The following is a 20,379-nucleotide window of genomic DNA, read 5'->3' on the forward strand; positions in this document are numbered from 1 at the left end:
TTGTATGCGAAACGAAAGGCGGATTGCCGCCCGCCGTCAGCGCACCGCGAAGTCGGGTGCGGAGCGTGCGTCGACCGGCAGGTCGTTGTCGTCGGCAAACCGCATCGCAAACTCGAACGCGTCGGGGCACGCGGCCTGCAATTCGTGCGACACGAGCAGGCATTTGACGCCGCCGTCGACGACGGGCGTCGCGAGCCGCGTCAGCGCGCTCGGGAAGCCCGGCCGCTTTTCGCCGACGAACAGCGTGATCACGCCCGCAAGACGCTCGGGCCAGTCGCCCGGCCGGAACGTCTTCTGCGCGCGGGTGACGCCCCGGATCAGATAGCCGGCGGTCTGGCCCTGCCCGGTGAGGTTGATGCGATCCATGCCTGTACGATCCTCGTTCGCTTGCCGTATGCGTTACGCGTCGCCGCCTTCGGCCGACGCGTCGCCGCGCGCGGGAATCCGCAGGTGGCGCAGCTTGTGATAAAGCGTCTTCTTCGGCATCCCGAGCGCATCGCTGGCGTCCGCGACGTTGCCGTTGTGCCGGCGCAGCATGTCCTCGATCAGCATGCGCTCGAAATACGCGAGCTGTTCCGCGAGCGTGCCGCCCTTCGCCGGCGCGCCGCCGGCCGCCGACAGCAGGCTGTCGCCGGTCAGCCCGAGCACGAAGCGGTCGGCAACGTTCTGCAGCTCGCGCACGTTGCCGGGCCACTGGTGCGTCATCAGTTCGGACACCTGCGCGGCGTTCACGACCGGCGCGGGCTGCCCGAAGCGGCGCGCGGCCGCGAGCACGAAGTGCTCGAACAGCAGCGGCACGTCCTCGCGGCGCTCGCGCAGCGGCGGCAGCTCGATCTGCGCGACGTTCAGCCGGTACAGCAGGTCCGCGCGAAAGCGCCCGTCGGCCGCGAGCTCGGCGAGGTCGGCCTTCGACGCGGCGACCACGCGGCAATCGACCGGAATCAGCTCGTTCGCGCCGAGCCGCTCGACCACGCGCTCCTGCAGCACGCGCAGCATCTTGATCTGCAGCGCGACCGGCATCGTCTCGATCTCGTCGAGGAACAGCGTGCCGCCGTGCGCCCACTCGACCTTGCCGATGCGCTTCTTGATCGCGCCCGTGAACGCGCCAGCCTCGTGGCCGAACAGCTCGCTCTCGAACACCTGTTCCGGCAGGCCGCCGCAGTTCAGCGCAACGAAATGCGCGTCGCGTCGCCCGCCGAAATCGTGCAGGCTGCGCGCGATCAGCTCCTTGCCGGTGCCCGTCTCGCCGGTGATCAGCACCGACACCGACGTATCGGCGAGCCGCAGGATCTTCTTGCGGACATCCGCCATCGCCGGCGACTTGCCGAGCACGAGCCCCTCGATGCCCTGCCAGTTGTGCAGCGCCGCGCGCAGGCCCTGCACCTCGAGCGTCAGCCGGCGCTTCTCGACCGCGCGCGCGACGCGCCCGGCGATCACGTCGGACGAGAACGGCTTCTCGATGAAGTCGTACGCGCCGACCTGCATCGCGCCGACGGCCGTCGAGATGTCCGCGTGGCCGCTGATCAGCACGACCGGGATCTGCGCATCGATCGCCATCACGCGGTCGAGCAGCTGCAACCCGTCGATGCCCGGCATCCGCACGTCCGACACGATCACGACCGGCGCGCCGGGCGCCACCTGCGCGAGCGCGTCGGCCGCCGACGCGAACGCGCTCACCGGAAACCCGGCGAGCGCGACCGCCTGCTCGACGCCGATCCGGACGTTCTCATCGTCCTCGACGACCAGCACCCGAATCTCATCTTCCATGCTCTGTCCTTTGCGGCGTGGCCGCCGCGAATTCGATACTGAATGCCGCGCCGCCGTCGGCGCGGTTGGCCGCGGCGATCTTCGCGCCGAACCCTTCGACGATGCGCGACGTGATCGCGAGGCCGAGCCCGAGGCCCTGCCCGCGCGGCTTGGTCGTCACGAACGGCTCGAACAGGTGCGGGAGCACGTCCGGCGCGATGCCCGCGCCGCTGTCGGCGATCGTGAAGCGCACGCGGCCTTGCGGATCGGGCTCGCCGGCTTCGATGACGATCGTGCGCACGGCGGCGTCGCGCACCGCGTCGAGCGCGTTGCCGAGCAGGTTCACGATCACCTGCTGCAGCTGGCTCGATTCCGCGTACACGGTCGTGCCGGGCGGAATCCGCACGTCGAGCGTCACGCCTTCGTCGCGAATCCGCGCATCGTAGATGAGCCGCGCGTGCGCGACCGCCTCGCCGAGCGACACCGCGACGCGCTCGATGTCCGGCTTGCGCGCGAACGTCTTCAGTTCGCCGGTCAGCACCGCCATGCTGTCGACGAGGCGGCCGATGCGCTCGAGATTGGCGATCGCCTGCGCCGGCTGGTCGCGTTCGAAGAAGGTGCGCGCGTTGTCGCACAGCGTGCGGATCGCGACGAGCGGCTGGTTCAGCTCGTGCGTGAGGCCCGCGGCCATCTGCCCGAGCACCGCGAGCTTGCCCGCATGCACGACCTCCTGCTGCGAATCGCGCAGGCGCTGCTCGGTGCGCTCGCGCTCGACGATCTCCTGCTGCATCCGTTCGTTCGCCGCCGTCAGCGCGGCCGTGCGCTGCGCGACGGTCAGCTCCAGCCGGTCGTTCGCGCGGCGCAGCGCGTCCTGCGCATTGAGCCGCGCGGCGATCGTGCGGCGGCGCTGGATCGCATACGCGGCATAGAGCGCGGCGATCAGGAACGCGCCCGTCACGAACGCGAACGCCATCTGCTGCTGGCGCCGCGCGCCGGCGACGTCGAGCAGCACCATCAGCGAATCGCCGGCCTGCGGCGCGGGCCGCGACATCACCAGATAGCGCGCGCTGCGTCCCGGGCGATGCAGGTCGGGAAACTCGCCGAGCCACGCGGCGGCATTCCAGCCGCCGACGCGCCGGTACGGCAGCGCCTCGACCGTGCGGCCCGCGTATTGGCGCGATGCCTGGATGTCGCGCTGCTGCTGCGCGGTGATCGGCCGCAGCGCGGCGAACTTCCATTCGGGTTCGGTCGAGATGACGATCACGCCGTTGCCGTCGACCACCATCGCCGCGACGCCGGGCGCGCGCCACGCGAATTCGAGCGTGTCGACGCTGACCTTGACGGCCGCAGCGCCAAGCGTCCGGCCGTCGTCGCGGACCGCGCTCGCGAAATAGAGCCCGGGAATGCCGGTGTTGGTGCCGATGCCGAAGAAGCGGCCGCTGCCGTGCGCGAGCGCATCCTTGAAGTAAGGCCGGTACGACACGTTGGTGCCGACGAAGCTGACCGGCTGGTTCCAGTTGCTCGCGGCGATCACCGAGCCTTGCAGGTCGATCACGTCGACCGCGCCGCTGCCCGCGTCGCGGTTCACCGCTTCGAGGTAGGTGTTGACCGTGTGCAGCAGGTCGGGCGCTGCGTCAGGCGGCGTCTTCAGCAGCATGCGCACGCCGTCCTGCCGCGCGACGAGCGCGGGCAGCAGCTCGAAGCGGCCCAGTTCGCTCTTCAGGCTCGCCGCGTACAGGTCGAGCCGGTGCGCGCCGACTTCCTCGAGCCCGTCGATCGCGCGGTCCCACGCGAACTCGACCGCGGCGGCGGTCACGCCGACATACAGCGCGACCGCCGCCGCCCAACCCCACCACGCGATTCCCTTGAAACTCGTCTGCACGTTCGCCCTCATCGATGGCCGCCGCCGGCCTGCCGGATGCGCGCGCGCCGCGCGCCGGGCGGACCGGCGGCGGCGCTGCGCGTCATGCGGCCGTCGCGAGCGGACGCGCGGCGACGCGTCATCCGAGATGCGCCAGCAGGATCAGCGTCACCGTGACGACGATCGCGCCGCCGATGCGCGTCGCGATCTGCGCGAACGGCATCAGCTGCATCCGGTTCGCGGCGGTCAGGATCGCGACGTCGCCGGTGCCGCCCTGTCCGCTGTGGCACGCGTTCACGATGGCCGTGTCGATAGGGTACATCTTCATCATGCGGCCGACCACGAAGCCCGTGCCCATCAGCGTCGCGACCGTCGCGACGATCGTGATCACGTTGACGACCGTGAACGCGGCGGTCAGCTTGTCCCACGGCGTCATCGCGACGCCGATCGCGAACAGCAGCGGATAGGTGACGGCGGTCGAGAAGAACTTGTAGACGACGAACGCGCCTTCCTGCAGCGGCGGCGACACCGCGCGCGCGAGCTTCACGAGCACCGCGAGGAACAGCATCGCGACCGGCGCGGGCAGGCCGAACAGCTTGTGCGCCATCAGGCCGACGAGGTACAGCGTGATCGCCGTGATGCCGGCGCCCGCGATGTGCGTGACGTCGACGTGGCCGCGGATCTCTTCGTTTTCCGGCGTCATGTCGCCGGTTTCGCCGACCTGCAGCCGGCCGTTGCCGGTCAGGTGCGGCAGGCGCTTGCCGAGCATGTCGAGCGCGCCCGACAGGATGATCGCGGTCAGGCTGCCGAGCATCACCGGCGGCAGCACGGCCGCGAACATCTCGCCTTGCGGCAGGTGCAGGATTTCCGAATAGCCGATCGACAGCGGGATCGCGCCTTCGCCGACGCCGCCCGCCATGATCGGCACGACGATGTACAGCAGCGTGTGCCGCGCACCGAGGCCGAGCGCGGTGCCGACGGCCGTGCCGACGATCGCCGTGGCGATCGAGCCGGCCGCGAGCGGGATGAAGATCTTCAGGAAGCCCTGGATCAGCACGCGCCGGTCCATGCTCAGGATGCTGCCGACGATGATCGACGCGATGAACAGGTACAGGAAGTTCGTCGACTTCGTGAACTCGGTCGTGAGGGTCAGCACGGGCTTCGGCAGCACGTGATAGTAGGTCAGCGCGGACGGCACGAAGGTCGCGAAGATCGCCGCGGCGCCGATGTTGCGCAGCAGCGGCAGGCGCTTGCCGAGTTCCGCGCAGGTGAAGCCGAAGAACGCGAGCACGGCGATCGCCATCGAGATCTCGCCGGGCACCTTGCCGGTGACCGAGAAGCCGACGATCAGCGCGAGCAGGATGAAGTAGATCGGCAGCGGGATGATGCCGATGCGGATTTCCATCAGCTTCCACCAGCCTTCCGGCCAGAAACGGGTGCGGGCGGGGGAACGGGGCTCGGCGATCGGCTCCGCTTGGATCGGGGTGGACGTAGAGGTCTGCAAGACGTGTCTCCTTGGATTTGGAATGCCGGCGCGGCTTCGGTGCTTCGCGGCATCGTGTGCCGACAATTACGCAACGTCCGTGCCAGCGGCGATCTTGCGGGGGAATTTGCAATGCGTTGATTTGACGGGGGTTTTCGTTGTCTGATGGTTGGGCGGCGCAGGCGGTGTTCCGAAACTTCGGAATCCGCCCCGCGCGCAGGCCGAGATTTCGGCCAGTGCGCGTTGCCCGTGGCCGACCGCGCCATATCGCTGGCGGCGATTTTCTTCCCAGAATCGCTTCGTAGACCGCCATCGCGCCGCTCTCTATCATCGGCCGATCATTTCCTCATGCATGAACCCCTGTCCGGAGACCGCTCGCGCGCTCGCCGCGGCATCGCTCATGCCTCGATACCGTCTTTGGACTGGAGAATGGCTTCCATGCAGCATCCCGTTATTTCCGCCCGCGGCGCCGCGCGCTTCGTCCGGCTGCTGGCCGCCGCGCTGCTCGGCGCGGCCCTGCTGGCCGGTGCGCAGGCCGAACCCGCGCCGCTGAAGGTCGGCGTGTCGACCACCCCGCAGATCGACGCGCTGAAGATCGCCGCGAAGGAAGCGAAGGCGCAGGGGCTCGACGTGAAGATCATCGAGTTCACCGACTGGAATACGCCGAACGCGGCGCTCGCGAACAAGGACATCGACGTCAACTACTTCCAGCACATCCCGTTCCTCGAGAACGCGAAGAAGCAGGGCGGCTACAACTTCGTGTCGATCGCGCCGGGCACGATCATGAAGATCGGCCTCTATTCGAAGAAGGTGAAGAGCTTCAGCGAGCTGAAGGACGGCGCGAAGGTCGCGATCGCGAACGATCCCGTCAACGGCGGGCGCGGCCTGCTGCTGCTGCAGCGCGCGGGGCTCGTCACGTTGACGCCGGGCGTCGACTACCGCGCGACGACGCACGACATCGTGTCGAACCCGAAGCACCTGAAGATCATCGCGCTCGAGGCGTCGCAGCTCGCGCGTTCGCTCGACGACGTCGATCTCGCGCAGGGCTACCCGAGCTTCATCAAGCTCGCGGGCACGACCGACCCGAACAGCGCGCTGCTGTTCGACGGCACCGAGAACAAGAGCTACGCGCTGCAGTGGGTCGTGCGGCCGGAGAGCGCGAACGACGCGCGCATCCGCAAGTTCATCGCGATCTATCAGCAATCGCCCGCGGTGCGCAAGGCGCTCGACAACGCGTTCGGCTCGCTGTACGCGATCGCGTGGTGACGGAGGCGCGCATGGCGAACCAGAAGAAGATCCTGCTCAACGCGTTCAACATGAATTGCGTCGGGCACATCAATCACGGTCTGTGGACGCACCCGCGCGACCGCTCCGCGCACTACACCGATCTCGACTACTGGGCGGATCTCGCGAAGACGCTCGAGCGCGGCAAGTTCGACGGCATCTTCCTCGCGGACATCGTCGGCGTGTACGACGTGTTCGGCGGCGGCCCGGACGCCGCGCTGCGCGAATCGGTGCAGGTGCCCGTCAACGATCCGCTGCTGATCGTGCCCGCGATGGCGCAGGTCACGCGGCATCTCGGCTTCGGCGTGACCGCGAACCTGACCTACGAGCCGCCGTATCTGTTCGCGCGGCGCATGTCGACGCTCGATCACCTGACGAAGGGGCGTGTCGGCTGGAACATCGTCACCGGCTATCTCGACAGCGCCGCGCGCGGGATGGGCCTCGCGCAGCAGATCGGCCACGACGACCGCTACGAGCGCGCGGACGACTACATGGAGGTCGTCTACAAGCTGTGGGAGCAGAGCTGGGACGACGACGCGGTGATCCGCGACGCGCACGCGCGCGTGTTCGCGCAGCCGGGCAAGGTGCGGCGCGTGCGGCACGACGGGCCGTTCTATTCGATCGACGCGATCCATTTGTGCGAGCCGTCGTTGCAGCGCACGCCGGTGCTGTACCAGGCCGGCGCGTCGGCGCGCGGCGTCGAGTTCGCGGGCCGGCACGCGGAGTGCGTGTTCGTGAACGGCCAGAGCAAGGCGGCCGCGCGCGCGGCGGTGCTCGACATCCGCGCGGCGGCGGCGCGGCAAGGGCGCGATCCGGCGTCGATCAGGATCTTTGCCGGCGTGACCGTCGTCACCGCCGAGAACGAACTTCTCGCGCGCGAGAAGTTCGACGAATACCGGCGCCATGCGAGCGCCGAGGCCGGACTCGCGCACTTCGCGAGCTCGACCGGCATCGACTTCGCGAAGTACGGGCTCGACGAGCCGATCTCGTACGTGAAGACCGATTCGATCCAGTCGGCGGTCGACGCGATCTCGAAGAAGAGCACGAGCGGCACGTGGACCGTGCGCCGGATGCTCGACCAGATGTCGCTCGGCGGCCGCTATCACCCGATCGTCGGCTCGCCGTCGCAGGTCGCGGACGAGCTGCAGGCGTGGATCGACGAGACCGGCATCGACGGCTTCAACCTGACGCGCACGGTGATGCCCGAGTCGTTCGAGGATTTCGTCGACTGGGTCGTGCCGGAGCTGCAGAACCGCGGCGTCTACAAGGAAGACTACGATCCCGCGCCGACGCTGCGCGAGAAGCTGTTCGGCGCCGGCGCGCGCCTGCCCGCGTGGCATGCGGGCGCGCGGCACCGGCCGGCGGCCGCGCACGAGCCGGCGCATGCGTGAGCGCGACGGAGCAACGCGATGACGCAATTTTTCGATACGCTGGGTTTCGTCGACACGTCGGCCGCGTCCATCGGCCGTGACGCGCAAGCGCGCGCGGCCGATGGGGCCGACGCCGCGGTTGCGGACGGCGTCGCCGTCGCGCTGGAGCAGGTCGGCAAGGTGTTCGCGTCGCCGCGCGGGCAGGCCGCCGCGTTGCGCGACGTGACGCTGGACGTGCGGCGCGGCGAGGTGTTCGGCATCATCGGCCGCAGCGGCGCGGGCAAGTCGACGCTGCTGCGGCTCGTCAACGGGCTCGAACGGCCGACGTCGGGCCGCGTGCGCGTGCAGGGCGTCGACGTCGGCGCGCTCGACGAGGACGGCCTCGTCGCGCTGCGCCGCCGCACCGGGATGGTGTTCCAGCATTTCAACCTGCTGTCCGCGAAGACGGTCGCCGAGAACGTCGCGCTGCCGCTGAAGATCGCCGGCGTGCCGAAGGCCGAGCGCGCGCGCAAGGTCGCGGCGCTGCTCGAGCTGGTCGGGCTGACCGCGAAGCGCGACGCATACCCGGCGAGCCTGTCCGGCGGCCAGAAGCAGCGCGTCGGCATTGCGCGTGCGCTCGTGCACGACCCCGAAGTGCTGCTATGCGACGAGGCGACGTCGGCGCTCGATCCGGAGACGACGCAGTCGATCCTCGCGCTGCTCGCCGACATCAACCGCCGCCTCGGCCTGACGATCGTGCTGATCACCCATGAGATGGAAGTGATCCGCGCGGTGTGCGACACCGTCGCGGTGATCGAGCAGGGCGAGGTCGTCGAAACGGGCCCGGTGTGGCGCGTGTTCGGCGCGCCGCAGCACGGCGCGACGCGCGCGCTGCTCGGCACGGTCGTGCACGACCTGCCGGCCGAGCTCGCCGCGCGCGTGCAGCCGCTGCCCGCGCACACGGCGCTGCCCGACGGCGCGCAGGTCGTGCTCGACCTCCGCTATACGGGCGAGAGCGGCGGCGAGCCGGACGTGGGCGCGCTCGCGGCGGCGCTCGGCGGCTCGGTGCGGTTCCTGCACGGCGGCATCGAGCGCATCCAGGGGCGCGCGCAGGGCCGCCTCGTGATCGCGTCGGCGGCCGACGCGCGCGCGCCCGGCGCGCTTGCCGCGCTGCTCGAACGCGTGCGCCGCCATGCGAACCATGCGGAGGTGCTCGGCTATGTTTGAGCTCTGGTGGCCCGAACTGCTCGACGCGATGCGCGACACGCTGTCGATGGTCGCTGCGTCGGCGGCGATCGCGGCGCTCCTCGGCACCCCGCTCGCGGTGATCCTCGTGACGACCGCGCCGGGCGGCATCTACGCGCGGCGCGGCCTGAACGCGGCGCTCGGCGCGATCGTCAACGTGTTCCGCTCGACGCCGTTCATCATCCTGCTCGTCGCGCTGCTGCCGTTCACGCGCGTGCTGATCGGCACGACGATCGGCGTGTGGGCGGCCGTCGTGCCGCTGTCCATCGCCGCGATTCCGTTCTTCGCGCGCGTCGCCGAGGTGAGCCTGCGCGAAGTGGATCGCGGGCTGATCGAGGCCGCGCTCGCGATGGGTGCGAAGCGCCGCCATATCGTGTGGCACGTGCTGCTGCCGGAGGCGCTGCCCGGCATGCTCGGCGGCTTCACGATCACCGTGGTCGCGCTGATCGGCTCGACCGCGATGGCGGGCGCGGTCGGCGCGGGCGGGCTCGGCGACCTCGCGATCCGCTACGGCTACCAGCGTTTCGACACCACCGTCATGGCGACCGTGATCGTGATCCTGATCGCGCTCGTCTCGGCCGTGCAAGTCACGGGCGACCGCCTGGCCCGACGACTGGCCAGGCGCACCTGAGCGGGCGCCACAAGCGCCCGCTCTTCCAATCAACGATCCTGAGAGACCGATTCATCATGACTTTGCCCATCGGCGCGCCGCGCGAGTGGAACGCCCAGTTCGAGGAAGCCCTGTTCCTGGACGTGGCGCGCCGCCATCGTCCCGATTTCCCCGCCAAGCTCGCCGAGCCGCCGCGCGAGCCGCGCAACGCCGACGAGCTGGCCGCCGTCGCGGACTACTACACGAAGATGGCGTCGCACGACCTGTTCATTGTGCAGGTCGTCGCGAAGGCAATCGATACGCTGTTCCGCGACGACCCGCATTTCCAGCTGATCCTGTCGCGCCAGCTCGGCGACGACGGCGCGCACGCGGTGATCGGCCGCGAGCGCGTGATGGCGCTGACCGGGCGCGATCCGCTGCCGGAGATCGACGCGCTCGTCGCCGCGCACTGGGCGCGCGTCGGCGACTTGCCGGTGCGCGACCTTGCGGGCTTCCTCGCGTTCGAATGGCATTACGAGCTGCACATCCTCGCGAAGCTGTGGATCCAGCGCAAGACCGGCCGCATCGCCGACGGCGCGATGCGCGAGCACGGCGAGAACCGCATCCGTCCGGACGAGGAATGGCATCGCGTGCAGATCGTGCAATGGTGGTTCGAGACGCTGGCCGCGTTGCCGGCGGCCGAGCGCGACGCGCTGATCGAGCGCGTGATCGACGCCGACGAGGAAACGCAGCGGCGGCTCGACGGCTATCTGCACGACGAATACGCGCATACCGCCGAGGTGTTCGGCGCGGACATCGCCGGTTATCGGGCGATCTACGACGACTGGCGCCGCGAGATCCTCGCGCGGCTGACCGGGCGGCCCGCGCTCGGTTCGCTGGTGCCGCTGTCGGGCGAACCGGTCGCACAGGAAGCGCTCGCATGAACGATCCGCGCGGCCCGGCGACGCTTGCCCCGGAAACGGGCGCGTCCGCCTTCGACCCGGCGGCGCTGGCCCGCGTGACCGACGCGCTGCGCGCGAGCGCCGCCGCCCGCGATCGCGCGGGCGGCCACGCCGCGCAGGAGAAGCAATGGCTCGCCGATGCGGGCCTGCTGACGCTCGCGGTGCCGCGCGCGTTCGGCGGGCAGGAAACCGCGTGGCCCGTGATTTACGACGCGCTCCGGCAGATTGCGCGCGTCGACAGCGCGCTTGCGCATCTGGTCGGCTTCCAGTGCCTGCAGGTCGTGAGCGTCGACGTGTGGGGCAGCCCCGCGCAGCGCGAGCGCTATCTGCGCGGTACCGTCGCGCATCGCTGGTGGTGGGGCAATGCGGTCAATCCGCTCGACACGCGGCTCGTCGCGACCGCGACGCCCGACGGCGGCTACCGGCTCGACGGCGCGAAAGGCTTCTGTTCGGGCACGCGCGGCTCGCAGCGGATGACCGTGTCCGCGCACGATCCGGCGCTCGGCCGGACCGTGTTCGGCGTGGTGCCGACCGCGCGCGCGGGCATCACCGTGAACGACGACTGGGACCCGATCGGCCAGCGCCAGACCGACAGCGGCAGCGTGACGTTCGACGGCGTGGTGCTCGCGCCGGACGAGGTGCTGCACCGCTCGGAAGCGCCGCCGACGCCGCGCGCGACGCTGCGCACGCTGGTGTCGCAACTGGTGCTGACGAACCTGTTCGTCGGGCTCGCCGAAGGCGCGCTGGCCGACGCGCGCGAATACGTGCTGAAGCACGGGCGGCCGTGGATTCATGCGGGCGTCGAACGCGCGACCGACGATCCGTACACGCTGCAGCGCTTCGGCGACATGCGCGTGCAGGCGGCGGCCGCCGCGGCGCTCGCCGATCGTGCGGCCGACGCGTTGCAGCACGCGTGGTTGCAGCGCGACGCATTGACGGCCGACGGGCGGGCCGAGGCGGCGCTTGCGATCTCCGACGCGAAGATCGTCGCGCAGCGGGCCGCGCTTGCGAACGGCGAGGCGCTGTTCGACGCGTGCGGCGCGCGCGCGACGGCCGCGTCGCTCGGGCTCGACCGGTTCTGGCGCAATGCGCGCACGCATACGCTGCATGACCCGCTCGACTATCGGCTGCGGGATGTCGGCCGGTTCGCGCTGACGGGGCAGTTGCCGCAGGCATCGCTGTATACGTGACGGACGCGTGTGGCGCTCGACGCGGCTGCGCCGGCGAAACCGTCTCTAGATCGGGAGACGGGTCGTCTGCTTGATCCGCTTCAGCGGGATCTCGGTCTGGATGTTGCGTACCCCGGCGATCCTCGTGAGCGTCTCCATCTGAAAGCGCTGGAAGTCATCCAGGTCCTTTGCGATGACGCGCAGCAGGTAGTCGTAGCTGCCGGCCATCAGATGGCATTCGAGCACTTCCGGCGCTTGTTCGATTTCCCGCGCGAAGTGCTCCACCGTCGTTTTGTCCTGGCGTTCCAGCGTGACGCGCACAAAGGCCGTGAACCTCAATTCGACGGCCGCGGGATTCAGCAGCGCAACGTACGCGTCGATCACGCCTTGCTCTTCCAGCAGGTGAACGCGGCGCAGGCAAGGGGTAGCCGAGAGCCCGGCATGCTGCGCCAGCTCGGCGTTCGTCCGGTTCGAGTTCTGTTGCAACGCACGCAGAATGCGCTTGTCGATCGCATCGAGCTTGATTGGCATGATTCACTACCCAAATTGTGAATATTGGAGAATAACGCCAAATTCACAGCCGATCATGGCCAGGATTGCATCCAATCTCCACGGGAGGATGGCCATAATCTGACGACCGCCCACCCTTTCAGGAGTCGTCCGATGCTGCACATCTCATGGTTGCCGTTCCTGGCCACTTCCCTTTTGATCATCGTTACCCCGGGCCAGGACATGGTCCTGGTGATGTCGCGCACGCTCTCCGGCGGCACCCGGACGGGCTTCGTCACCGCAGCGGGCGTCAGCGCCGGCCTCATCCTGCACACGATACTGGCGACGCTGGGCCTGGGGGCGCTTCTTCAGGCATCCGAATGGCTGTTCGCGGTGCTGAAGCTGGCCGGCGCGCTGTACCTTCTGTACCTCGGCATCACGCTGCTTCGCTCGTCGGGAGAGCGGGTGCTTTCGAGCCGTGGCGGCGCGCCGGAATCGGCGCTGCGTGCGTTCGCACAGGGTGCGCTGTCCAATGTGTCGAATCCGAAGGTCGCGCTGTTCTACCTGGCCTTTCTGCCGCAGTTCGTCCAGGCGGGTGCGGCGCGTCCGATGCTGTCGCTATTCGTGCTGGGCGTGACGTTTGCCGGCCTGACGTTTGTCGTCAAAGGCCCTGTCGCGCTGTTTGCCGGCCTGCTGTCGACATCGATTCGCCGTAACCCGCGCGTCCTGACCCGCATGCATCGTGTCAGCGGCGTCGTGTTGCTGGGGCTCGGTGTGAAGCTGGCGCTGGAGCGGCGGTGACGTGTACCCGGGGGGCAAGCGTCGCGCCGCGGCCAGGCGCTGCGCTACCATAGCGCCGTGCAACCAGAGAGGCCGTGCCGGGCCATCCACAGAACCGACAAGCGGGCCGGCAGCGGCGCACATCGACGACAAGCCATTCCCGGGGGAATTGAAGAATGAAAAAGACAGTCGCACGGATCGCCTGCATGGCGATCCTCGCGCTCGCCGCCACGACCGGCCGCGCACAGACCGAAGCCGCGCAAGCGGAAATGAAGGCCGCGGCGGCGGCCTTGAACAAGGCCGCCGTGCAGGGCCCGGCCGATATCGACCTGAAGCACCAGGCGGTGCTGAAGCTGACGCAGGGCGAGGCGTTCGTGCCGGCGGCCGAGGCGGGCCGCTACCTGCGCGCGATGGGCAACACCGTCGACGAGTCGAAGCTGGTCGGCATGGTGCTCCCGGCCGATCCGGACGCCGACTGGATGTCGGTCATGTCGTTCGAGCCGAGCGGCTACATCCGCGACGACGACGCGAAGGACTGGAAGCCGGACGAGCTGCTCGCGAGCCTGAAGGAGGGCACCGAGGAGGGCAACGCGGCGCGCAAGGAGCGCGGGCTGCCCGAGTTCGAGGTGGTCGGCTGGGCGCAGCCGCCCGCGTACGACGCCGGCACGCACCGGCTCGTCTGGTCGTCGATCATGCGCGACAAGGGCGCGGCCGCGAACCCGGAGACCGACGGCGCGAACTACCGGACGCTCGCGCTCGGCCGCGACGGCTACCTGTCGCTGACGATGGTGTCGAGCCTCGGGGACCTGCCGAAATACAAGCCGTCGGCCAACGATCTGCTCGCGCACATCGATTTCAAGGACGGCAAGCGCTATGCCGATTTCAACAAGTCGACCGACCACGTCGCCGAATACGGCCTCGCGGCGCTGATCGTTGGCGTCGGCGCGAAGAAGCTCGGGCTGCTCGCGGTGATCGGCGCGTTCGCGGTGAAGTTCTTCAAGATCGGCCTCGTCGCGCTGGTGGCCGGCGGCGCGGCGCTGAAGCGCTTCTTCGGCCGCAAGCCGAAGGCCGCCGCCGCGCCCGCGATCGCCGACGCGGCCGACGCGGAGCGCAAGGAATGACCAAGCTGCTGCTGCTGATCCTCGGCGGCCTGAAGCTCGGCAAGGTGCTCGCGTCGGCGGGCACGATGCTGGTTTCGATCGCGGTCTATGCGCTGTTCTACGGCTGGCGGTTCGCGGCCGGCTTCGTCGCGCTGCTGCTCGTGCACGAAGCCGGCCACTACCTGGCCGCGCAGCGGCGTGGGCTGGCCGTCGGGCTGCCGACCTTCATCCCGTTCGTCGGCGCGTGGATCCAGCTGAAGGAGATGCCGCACGACGCGGAAACCGAGGCCTACGTCGGGCTGGCCGGACCGTTCGTCGGCACGCTCGGCGCGCTCGTCTGCTATGCGGCGGCGCGCCATTACGACAGCAGCCTGCTGCTCGCGCTCGCGTATACGGGCTTCTTCCTGAACCTGTTCAACATGATTCCGCTGTCGCCGTTCGACGGCGGGCGGATCACCGCGGTGCTGTCGCCGCGGATCTGGTTCGCGGGCGTGCCGGTGCTGGTCGCGTTGTTCGTGTACCGGCCGAGTCCGCTGCTGATCGTGATGGCGATCCTCGCGCTGCCGCAGTTGATGCGCGCGTGGCGCTACGATCCCGACGCGCCGGAGAACCGCGTCTATTACGCGACGTCGATCGAGACCAAGACGACCTACGCGCTCTGCTACGTCGGCCTGCTGGCGTTTCTCGCGCTGATGACGTCCGGCGTGCACGACATGCTGGGCGCCGTGCGTTCCGCGAGCTGATGCAGACGGCGGCCGCGCGCAGCGGCCGCCGGTCCTTCGGTCCTTCACGCGGCGCGATGCCGCAATTCGACCCGCCTGATGTCCTTCACGATCACGAGGTAGCTCAGCACGGTGACGAGCGCGTTGAGCCCGACGAACAACAGCGCGCCGTTGAACGAGCCGCTTGCGCCGACCAGGTAGCCGATCGCGATCGGCGCGACGATGCCCGCCGTGTTGCCGAACATGTTGAAGAGGCTGCCCGACAGGCCGATTGCTTCCTTCGGCGCGGTATCCGCGACCACCGCCCAGCCGAGCGAGCCGATGCCCTTGCCGAAGAACGACAGCGCCATCAGCATGATCACGAGCGCTTCGCTGTCGACGTAGTTGCAGCCGATGATCGCCATCGACAGCAGCATCCCGCCGACGATCGGGATCTTGCGTGCGCGCGTCAGCGACACGCCGCGCCGGATCAGCGCGTCCGACAGCATGCCGCCCAGCACGCCGCCGAGGAACCCGCAGATCGCGGGCAGCGACGTCATGAAGCCGGCCTTCAGCAGCGACATCCCGCGCGCCTGCACGAGATAGATCGGGAACCACGTCAGGAAGAAGTACGTGAGCACGTTCACGCAGTACTGGCCGAGATAGACGCCGATCAGCATCCGGTTCGACAGGAGCTGGCGCACGTAGTACCAGCCCGCGACCTTGCTGCTTTCGGACGGCGCGCCCTTGCCGCGCGCGCAGGTCGGCCTGCCCGCCGTGCGCACGAGGCCGCCGCCTTGCTCGATGTGCTCGAGTTCCGCGCGGTTCACCGCCGGATGGTCGGCCGGGTCCTTCACGACGCGCAGCCACAGGAGCGTGAGCGCGATGCCGGCGAGGCCGAGCCACAGGTAGACGTGATGCCAGCCGTAAGCGTGCGTGAGCCACGCCATCAGCGGCGAGAACACGACCGCCGCGAAGTACTGCGCGGAGTTGAAGATCGCCGACGCGGTGCCGCGCTCGGCGGTCGGGAACCAGCTCGCGACGACCTTCGCGTTCGCGGGGAACGCGGGCGCTTCGGCAATGCCGACCGCGAAGCGCATCGCGAACAGCGCGGCAACCGCGAACGCCGCGCTGCCGCCGAGCCCGATCGTGCTTTGCAGCAGCGTGAACGCCGACCACAGGAAGATGCTGCCCGCATAGACGCGCCGCGCGCCGAAGCGGTCGAGCAGCCAGCCGCTCGGCAGCTGCGCGAGCACGTACGCCCAGCTGAACGCCGAGAAGATGTAGCCCATCGTCACCGGGTCGATGCCGAACGCCTTGCGGATCGGCGTGCCGGTGATCGACAGCGTCGCGCGGTCCGCGTAGTTGAGGGTCGTGACGACGAACAGCATCGCGAGGATCCAGTAGCGCACGGCGGTGCGGCGCGCGGCCCGGGCCAGATCAAGCGGGAGATCGCGGGAGGAGGTCTGATTAGGCACTTTAATGTACGTCGTCGTATGACATGGTGTGCAGTTTAGTGACGAGCGGCCGCGCGGCGTAACTCGGGTTTTCCCTTTTGTTGGCGGATGGACGCGCCTGATCGGTTAGAAATCCAGCGATTACAAGGATCCGAGGCGATAGTGCGCGTCGCGGCCGGAGGCTTTGTCTTGAAATCTAGTCAGCGGACATCGTATCTGTTGGGCTACAATGGGCCATCCAACCCATTCCTGAACCACGGAGCACACCCCATGCAACTGACAGGTGAGATGCTGATCGGCGCCGATGCGGTCTACGGCTCGGCCGGAACCTTGCACGCGTTCGACCCGACGCGGGGCGCGCCGATCGACGCGCCGGCGTTCGGCGTCGGCGGGCTGGCCGACGTCGAGTGCGCGTGCGAGCTCGCGCGCGACGCGTTCGACGCGTATCGCGCGCAGCCGCTGGCGGCGCGCGCCGCGTTCCTCGACGCGATCGCGGACGAGATCGTCGCGCTCGGCGACGCGCTGATCGGGCGCGCGCACGCCGAAACCGGCCTGCCGGTGGCGCGCCTGCAAGGCGAGCGCGGCCGCACGGTCGACCAGCTGCGCCTGTTCGCGCGGGTCGTGCGCGACGGCCGCTTCCTCGCCGCGTCGATCGATCCGGCCCGGCCCGCGCGCACGCCGCTGCCGCGCGCCGACCTGCGGCTGCAGAAGATCCCGCTCGGGCCGGTCGCCGTGTTCGGCGCGAGCAACTTCCCGCTCGCGTTCTCGGTCGCCGGCGGCGACACTGCGTCGGCGCTCGCGGCCGGCTGCCCGGTGATCGTGAAGGCGCACGAGGCGCATCTCGGCACGTCCGAGCTGGTCGGCCGCGCGATCCGCGCGGCGGTCGCGAAGTGCGGGATGCCGGCCGGCGTGTTCTCGCTGCTGATCGGGCCGGGCCGCGTGATCGGCGCGGCGCTCGTCAGCCATCCGGCGATCCGGGCGGTCGGCTTCACCGGTTCGAGGCAGGGCGGCGTCGCGCTGACGCAGCTTGCGAACGCGCGCCCGCAGCCGATCCCGGTCTATGCGGAAATGAGCAGCATCAACCCGGTGCTGCTGTTCCCGGCCGCGCTCGCCGCGCGCGGCGACGCGATCGCGACGGGCTTCGTCGATTCGCTGACGCTCGGCGTCGGCCAGTTCTGCACGAACCCGGGGCTTGTGCTCGCGCTCGACGGTCCGGATCTCGACCGCTTCGAAGCGACCGCCGCGCAGGCGCTCGCGACGAAGCCGGCGGGCGTGATGCTGACGCGCGGCATCGCCGATGCGTATCGCGCCGGCCGCGGCCAGCTCGCCGAGCTGCCGGGCGTGCGCCAGCTCGGCGCGGGCGGAGCGGCGCAGGGCGCCTGTGACGTGAGCGGCGCGCTGTTCGAGGTGTCCGCACAGGCGTTTCTCGCCGAGCCGGCGTTCAGCCACGAGGTGTTCGGACCGTCGTCGCTGGTCGTGCGCTGCCGCGATGTCGACGAACTGGCGCGCGTGCTCGAGGCGCTCGAGGGCCAGCTGACGGCCACGCTGCAGATGGATGCCGGCGACCAGCCGCTCGCGCGCCGCCTGCTGCCGGTCCTGGAACGCAAGGCGGGGCGTCTGCTCGTCAACGGGTTCCCGACCGGTGTCGAGGTGTGCGATGCGATGGTGCACGGCGGGCCGTTCCCGGCGACGTCGAACCCGGCGGTGACGTCGGTCGGCGCGACCGCGATCGAGCGCTTCCTGCGGCCGGTGTGCTACCAGGACTTCCCGGACGACCTGCTGCCGGAAGGGCTGCAGGAAGCGAACCCGCTCGGGATTCCGCGTCTGCGCGACGGCAACGCGGCGTGAGCGCGGGCCTGCGGGAGCGTTGAAGAGGATGGCGTCCGCTTGCGGGCGCTATCGTGCTGCTCTTCGTCTTCCGTCATCACAAGTCGACCGGTCCGCCGAGGGCGCGACACAGCATCGACAAGTCGTGAATGGTGAGGTGCGGGGAGCGGGTGTCGGGCTCCGGGTGTTGCATCTGGGGATGATTCCGGCGAACCAGCCACGCAGCCTGCAGCCCGGCGTTCAATGCCCCGAGAACGTCGAGATGAAAATCGTCGCCCACGTGAAGCAACTCCGCGGGAGGCACGTCCGCTGCCCTCGCGGCCGCATGGAATATCTCGGGCTCGGGCTTCGCGGTGCCCAGCGCGCCCGCGCTGAACGTTTCGCGAAAGAACTCGCTGCCGCCGGTCAGCCGGAGGTCCGCGTTGCCGTTCGTCACGGCGATGAGCGGAAACCTGGCGCTCAGCCACGCCAGCGCCGGCCGGACGTCGTCGTAAAACTCGACCTGCTGCCGCGCGGAAAAGAAAACGCGGTATGCGTGTTCGGACAGGTCGACATCTTCCTTCGCCAGCTCCAGCGCGAGCCTGATCGAACCGATTCTCAACGCACGATAGTCGTTGACGAGGTCAGGGCGCGAGCGCTCGTACTCGTTGCGCAACTGGCTCAGCGTTTGCCGCGTCGGCAGGATGCGCGCCGTGTTGGGCGCGTGCTCGAGCAGCCATGCATGCAGCGTTGCTTCGGCCCGCTCGACGGCCGGCCCGAATGGCCACAGGGTGTCGTCAAGGTCGAACGAGATTGCGGATACTTTGCCTAGACGCATAGCGGCTGAAGGAGTGGATTGGCAATCCGGACGTAATCGGCCGAACTGAGCACGATGGACCTGTCGAGCCGGCCGGCGTTGAACGCGATCTCATCGAAGCTGCCGATCAGGTCCGGATCGACGATCAGCTTGATGGTCGACGAGAACGAGAACGGAGGGATTGCCCCGATCGCGCACCCGGTTTCATGCTGCGCTTCGTCGGCTGACGCGAGCGTGGCCTTCTTGAGCCCGGCCGCTGCCGCGACCTTCTTGAAGTCCAGCTTCCTGTCCCCGGGAAGGATCGCGAGAATCAACGCCTGCCCGGCATCCTTGCTCTTGCACAGCATCGCTTTCGCACCCTGCCCCGGTGATGTCCCGCGAATGGCCGCAACCCGATCGGAGCGTCCCTCTGCCGGATGTTCGATCACCCGATACCTGGCGCCTTCACGGTCGAGCAACGCGACCAGCTTCTCATACATGGATGACATGGTGTTCAATTGTTTCGACACATTGCGGGTTGCGTCACCAAGACTGCGCCGCCCGCGGGCGACGCTTACGACGTCACGAGGGCGCAGAATCGCTCGAGGTCGATATTGCCGCCGCTGATGATGATGCCGACGCGCTTGCCCTTGAGCGACTCCTTCGAATTCAGCGCGGCGGCGAGACCGAGGCACCCGGTCGGCTCCACGATCATCTTCATGCGCGTCGCGAAGAACTTCATCGCGTTCACCAGATCGGCATCCGGCGCGGTGAGGATATCATTCACGTCGCGCTTGATAATGCCGAACGTGTAGTTCCCGAGGTGCTGGGTTTGCGCGCCGTCGGCGATCGTCCTGGGCGTATCGATGTGTACGATTTGCCCGCTGCGCAGCGAGCGCTGACCGTCGTTCCCGGCTTCCGGCTCGACGCCGTACAACACGCATTGCGGCGCGAGCGCCCGGGTCGACAGCGCGGTGCCGGCGAGCAGCCCGCCGCCGCCCAGCGGCACGAACAGCGCATCGAGCTCGCCCACTTCGTCGAACAGCTCCTTCGCGGCGGTCCCTTGTCCGGCGAGCACGTCCGGGTGGTCGTATGGCGGAATCAGCGTGAGGCCCTGCTCGTCGGCGAGGCGGCGGCCGATTGCTTCGCGGTCCTCGGAATAGCGGTCGTAAATGACGACGTCGGCGCCGTATCCTTTCGTCGCCGCGACCTTCGCCGCGGGGGCGTCGTGCGGCATCACGATCGTCGCCGGGATGCCCAGGATCTGCGCGGCAAGGGCAATGCCCTGCGCGTGGTTCCCGGAGGAGAACGCAACGACGCCGGCCTTGCGCTGTTCCGGCGAAAATCTCGACAGTGCATTGAAGGCGCCCCGAAACTTGAAGGCGCCCATGCGCTGAAAATTCTCGCATTTGACGAACACCTCGGCGCCGATCAGCGCGTTCAGCGTGCGTGACGTGTGAACGGGCGTGCGATGTGCAATGCCGGCGATGCGCGTTGCCGCTGCCTCGACGTCGGCGAAGGTGGGAAGTTCGATAGTCGTGGTCATGTGAGATTCGCTGGTC

The 20,379-nt window shown here is 69.0% G+C and carries 19 protein-coding genes; 10 read left to right on the plus strand and 9 right to left on the minus strand.

Translation table 11 applies throughout. The features are described 5' to 3' along the window. Nucleotides 1–36 precede the first annotated feature (36 nt). From ACFIMZ_RS20495 to ACFIMZ_RS20510, 4 genes are all read right to left on the minus strand, one after another. Nucleotides 37–366 carry a DUF3579 domain-containing protein gene (locus ACFIMZ_RS20495; protein ID WP_431824164.1) on the minus strand — a complete coding sequence of 110 codons (330 nt, stop codon included), beginning with the start codon at nucleotides 364–366 and terminating at the stop codon, nucleotides 37–39. Between the two features lie 33 nt (nucleotides 367–399). Continuing rightward, the gene (locus ACFIMZ_RS20500; RefSeq protein ID WP_431824165.1) at nucleotides 400–1,767 is read right to left on the minus strand and encodes a sigma-54-dependent transcriptional regulator; all 1,368 of its coding nucleotides are present in this window, start codon (nucleotides 1,765–1,767) and stop codon (nucleotides 400–402) included. Next, nucleotides 1,757–3,640 (minus strand): sensor histidine kinase, encoded by a 1,884-nt coding sequence (locus ACFIMZ_RS20505; protein WP_431824166.1) that lies wholly within the window; start codon nucleotides 3,638–3,640, stop codon nucleotides 1,757–1,759. The genes ACFIMZ_RS20500 and ACFIMZ_RS20505 overlap by 11 nt, the downstream gene beginning before the upstream one ends. Before the next feature lie 106 nt (nucleotides 3,641–3,746). Next, nucleotides 3,747–5,087, minus strand: a complete 1,341-nt coding sequence (locus ACFIMZ_RS20510) for a 2-hydroxycarboxylate transporter family protein (protein WP_431825456.1) — start codon at nucleotides 5,085–5,087, stop codon at nucleotides 3,747–3,749. A gap of 441 nt (nucleotides 5,088–5,528) precedes the next feature. On the opposite strand from ACFIMZ_RS20510, the gene ACFIMZ_RS20515 reads away from it, so the two are divergent. The 6 genes from ACFIMZ_RS20515 to ACFIMZ_RS20540 are packed head-to-tail and all read left to right on the plus strand — an operon-like array spanning nucleotide 5,529 to nucleotide 11,709. Further along, nucleotides 5,529–6,356, plus strand: coding sequence for a MetQ/NlpA family ABC transporter substrate-binding protein (locus tag ACFIMZ_RS20515; protein WP_431824167.1), 828 nt, complete (start codon nucleotides 5,529–5,531; stop codon nucleotides 6,354–6,356). 11 nt (nucleotides 6,357–6,367) lie between these two features. Then, entirely contained in the window at nucleotides 6,368–7,765 is a 1,398-nt protein-coding gene (locus tag ACFIMZ_RS20520) for an LLM class flavin-dependent oxidoreductase (RefSeq protein ID WP_431824168.1), read from the plus strand. Between the two features lie 18 nt (nucleotides 7,766–7,783). After that, entirely contained in the window at nucleotides 7,784–8,950 is a 1,167-nt protein-coding gene (locus tag ACFIMZ_RS20525) for a methionine ABC transporter ATP-binding protein (protein ID WP_431824169.1), read from the plus strand. Next, entirely contained in the window at nucleotides 8,943–9,599 is a 657-nt protein-coding gene (locus tag ACFIMZ_RS20530; protein ID WP_059653663.1) for a methionine ABC transporter permease, read from the plus strand. Before ACFIMZ_RS20525 ends, ACFIMZ_RS20530 begins: the two co-directional genes overlap by 8 nt. Nucleotides 9,600–9,655: 56 nt before the next feature. Next, on the plus strand, nucleotides 9,656–10,501 hold the full coding sequence (locus ACFIMZ_RS20535; protein WP_431824170.1) for a hypothetical protein: 846 nt from the start codon (nucleotides 9,656–9,658) through the stop codon (nucleotides 10,499–10,501). Beyond that, nucleotides 10,498–11,709 carry an acyl-CoA dehydrogenase family protein gene (locus ACFIMZ_RS20540; RefSeq protein ID WP_431824171.1) on the plus strand — a complete coding sequence of 404 codons (1,212 nt, stop codon included), beginning with the start codon at nucleotides 10,498–10,500 and terminating at the stop codon, nucleotides 11,707–11,709. Before ACFIMZ_RS20535 ends, ACFIMZ_RS20540 begins: the two co-directional genes overlap by 4 nt. A gap of 45 nt (nucleotides 11,710–11,754) precedes the next feature. Here ACFIMZ_RS20540 and ACFIMZ_RS20545 read toward each other — a convergent pair whose 3' ends face one another. Further along, the gene (locus tag ACFIMZ_RS20545) at nucleotides 11,755–12,219 is read right to left on the minus strand and encodes an Lrp/AsnC family transcriptional regulator (RefSeq protein ID WP_431824172.1); all 465 of its coding nucleotides are present in this window, start codon (nucleotides 12,217–12,219) and stop codon (nucleotides 11,755–11,757) included. A gap of 132 nt (nucleotides 12,220–12,351) precedes the next feature. On the opposite strand from ACFIMZ_RS20545, the gene ACFIMZ_RS20550 reads away from it, so the two are divergent. The 3 genes from ACFIMZ_RS20550 to ACFIMZ_RS20560 all read left to right on the plus strand — a co-directional run bounded on the left by ACFIMZ_RS20550 (nucleotide 12,352) and on the right by ACFIMZ_RS20560 (nucleotide 14,800). Continuing rightward, nucleotides 12,352–12,978 (plus strand): LysE family translocator, encoded by a 627-nt coding sequence (locus ACFIMZ_RS20550; protein ID WP_431824173.1) that lies wholly within the window; start codon nucleotides 12,352–12,354, stop codon nucleotides 12,976–12,978. A gap of 155 nt (nucleotides 12,979–13,133) precedes the next feature. Beyond that, nucleotides 13,134–14,078 carry a DUF2167 domain-containing protein gene (locus ACFIMZ_RS20555; RefSeq protein ID WP_431824174.1) on the plus strand — a complete coding sequence of 315 codons (945 nt, stop codon included), beginning with the start codon at nucleotides 13,134–13,136 and terminating at the stop codon, nucleotides 14,076–14,078. Continuing rightward, entirely contained in the window at nucleotides 14,075–14,800 is a 726-nt protein-coding gene (locus ACFIMZ_RS20560; RefSeq protein ID WP_431824175.1) for a site-2 protease family protein, read from the plus strand. The genes ACFIMZ_RS20555 and ACFIMZ_RS20560 overlap by 4 nt, the downstream gene beginning before the upstream one ends. 44 nt (nucleotides 14,801–14,844) lie before the next feature. On the opposite strand, the gene ACFIMZ_RS20565 is transcribed toward ACFIMZ_RS20560, so the two are convergent. Continuing rightward, a complete protein-coding gene (locus ACFIMZ_RS20565) occupies nucleotides 14,845–16,236 on the minus strand; it encodes an MFS transporter (protein WP_431824176.1) in 1,392 nt (463 codons plus the stop codon). A gap of 249 nt (nucleotides 16,237–16,485) precedes the next feature. Here ACFIMZ_RS20565 and ACFIMZ_RS20570 point away from each other — a divergent pair, with 249 nt between their 5' ends. Beyond that, nucleotides 16,486–18,063, plus strand: a complete 1,578-nt coding sequence (locus tag ACFIMZ_RS20570) for an aldehyde dehydrogenase (NADP(+)) (protein ID WP_431824177.1) — start codon at nucleotides 16,486–16,488, stop codon at nucleotides 18,061–18,063. A gap of 76 nt (nucleotides 18,064–18,139) precedes the next feature. Here the strand turns inward: ACFIMZ_RS20570 and ACFIMZ_RS20575 are convergent, their stop codons facing one another. The 3 genes from ACFIMZ_RS20575 to ACFIMZ_RS20585 form a co-directional block, all read right to left on the minus strand. Next, a complete protein-coding gene (locus ACFIMZ_RS20575; RefSeq protein WP_431824178.1) occupies nucleotides 18,140–18,859 on the minus strand; it encodes an HAD family hydrolase in 720 nt (239 codons plus the stop codon). Further along, nucleotides 18,850–19,317, minus strand: a complete 468-nt coding sequence (locus ACFIMZ_RS20580; protein WP_431824179.1) for a YbaK/prolyl-tRNA synthetase associated domain-containing protein — start codon at nucleotides 19,315–19,317, stop codon at nucleotides 18,850–18,852. Before ACFIMZ_RS20580 ends, ACFIMZ_RS20575 begins: the two co-directional genes overlap by 10 nt. A gap of 74 nt (nucleotides 19,318–19,391) precedes the next feature. Next, complete coding sequence (locus ACFIMZ_RS20585; RefSeq protein WP_431824180.1) at nucleotides 19,392–20,363, minus strand: threo-3-hydroxy-L-aspartate ammonia-lyase; 972 nt, start codon at nucleotides 20,361–20,363, stop codon at nucleotides 19,392–19,394. Between the last annotated feature and the right edge of the window lie 16 nt (nucleotides 20,364–20,379).

It is taken from the genome of Burkholderia sp. F1, from assembly GCF_050813845.1.
GTDB classification, from domain to species: Bacteria; Pseudomonadota; Gammaproteobacteria; order Burkholderiales; family Burkholderiaceae; genus Burkholderia; species Burkholderia ubonensis.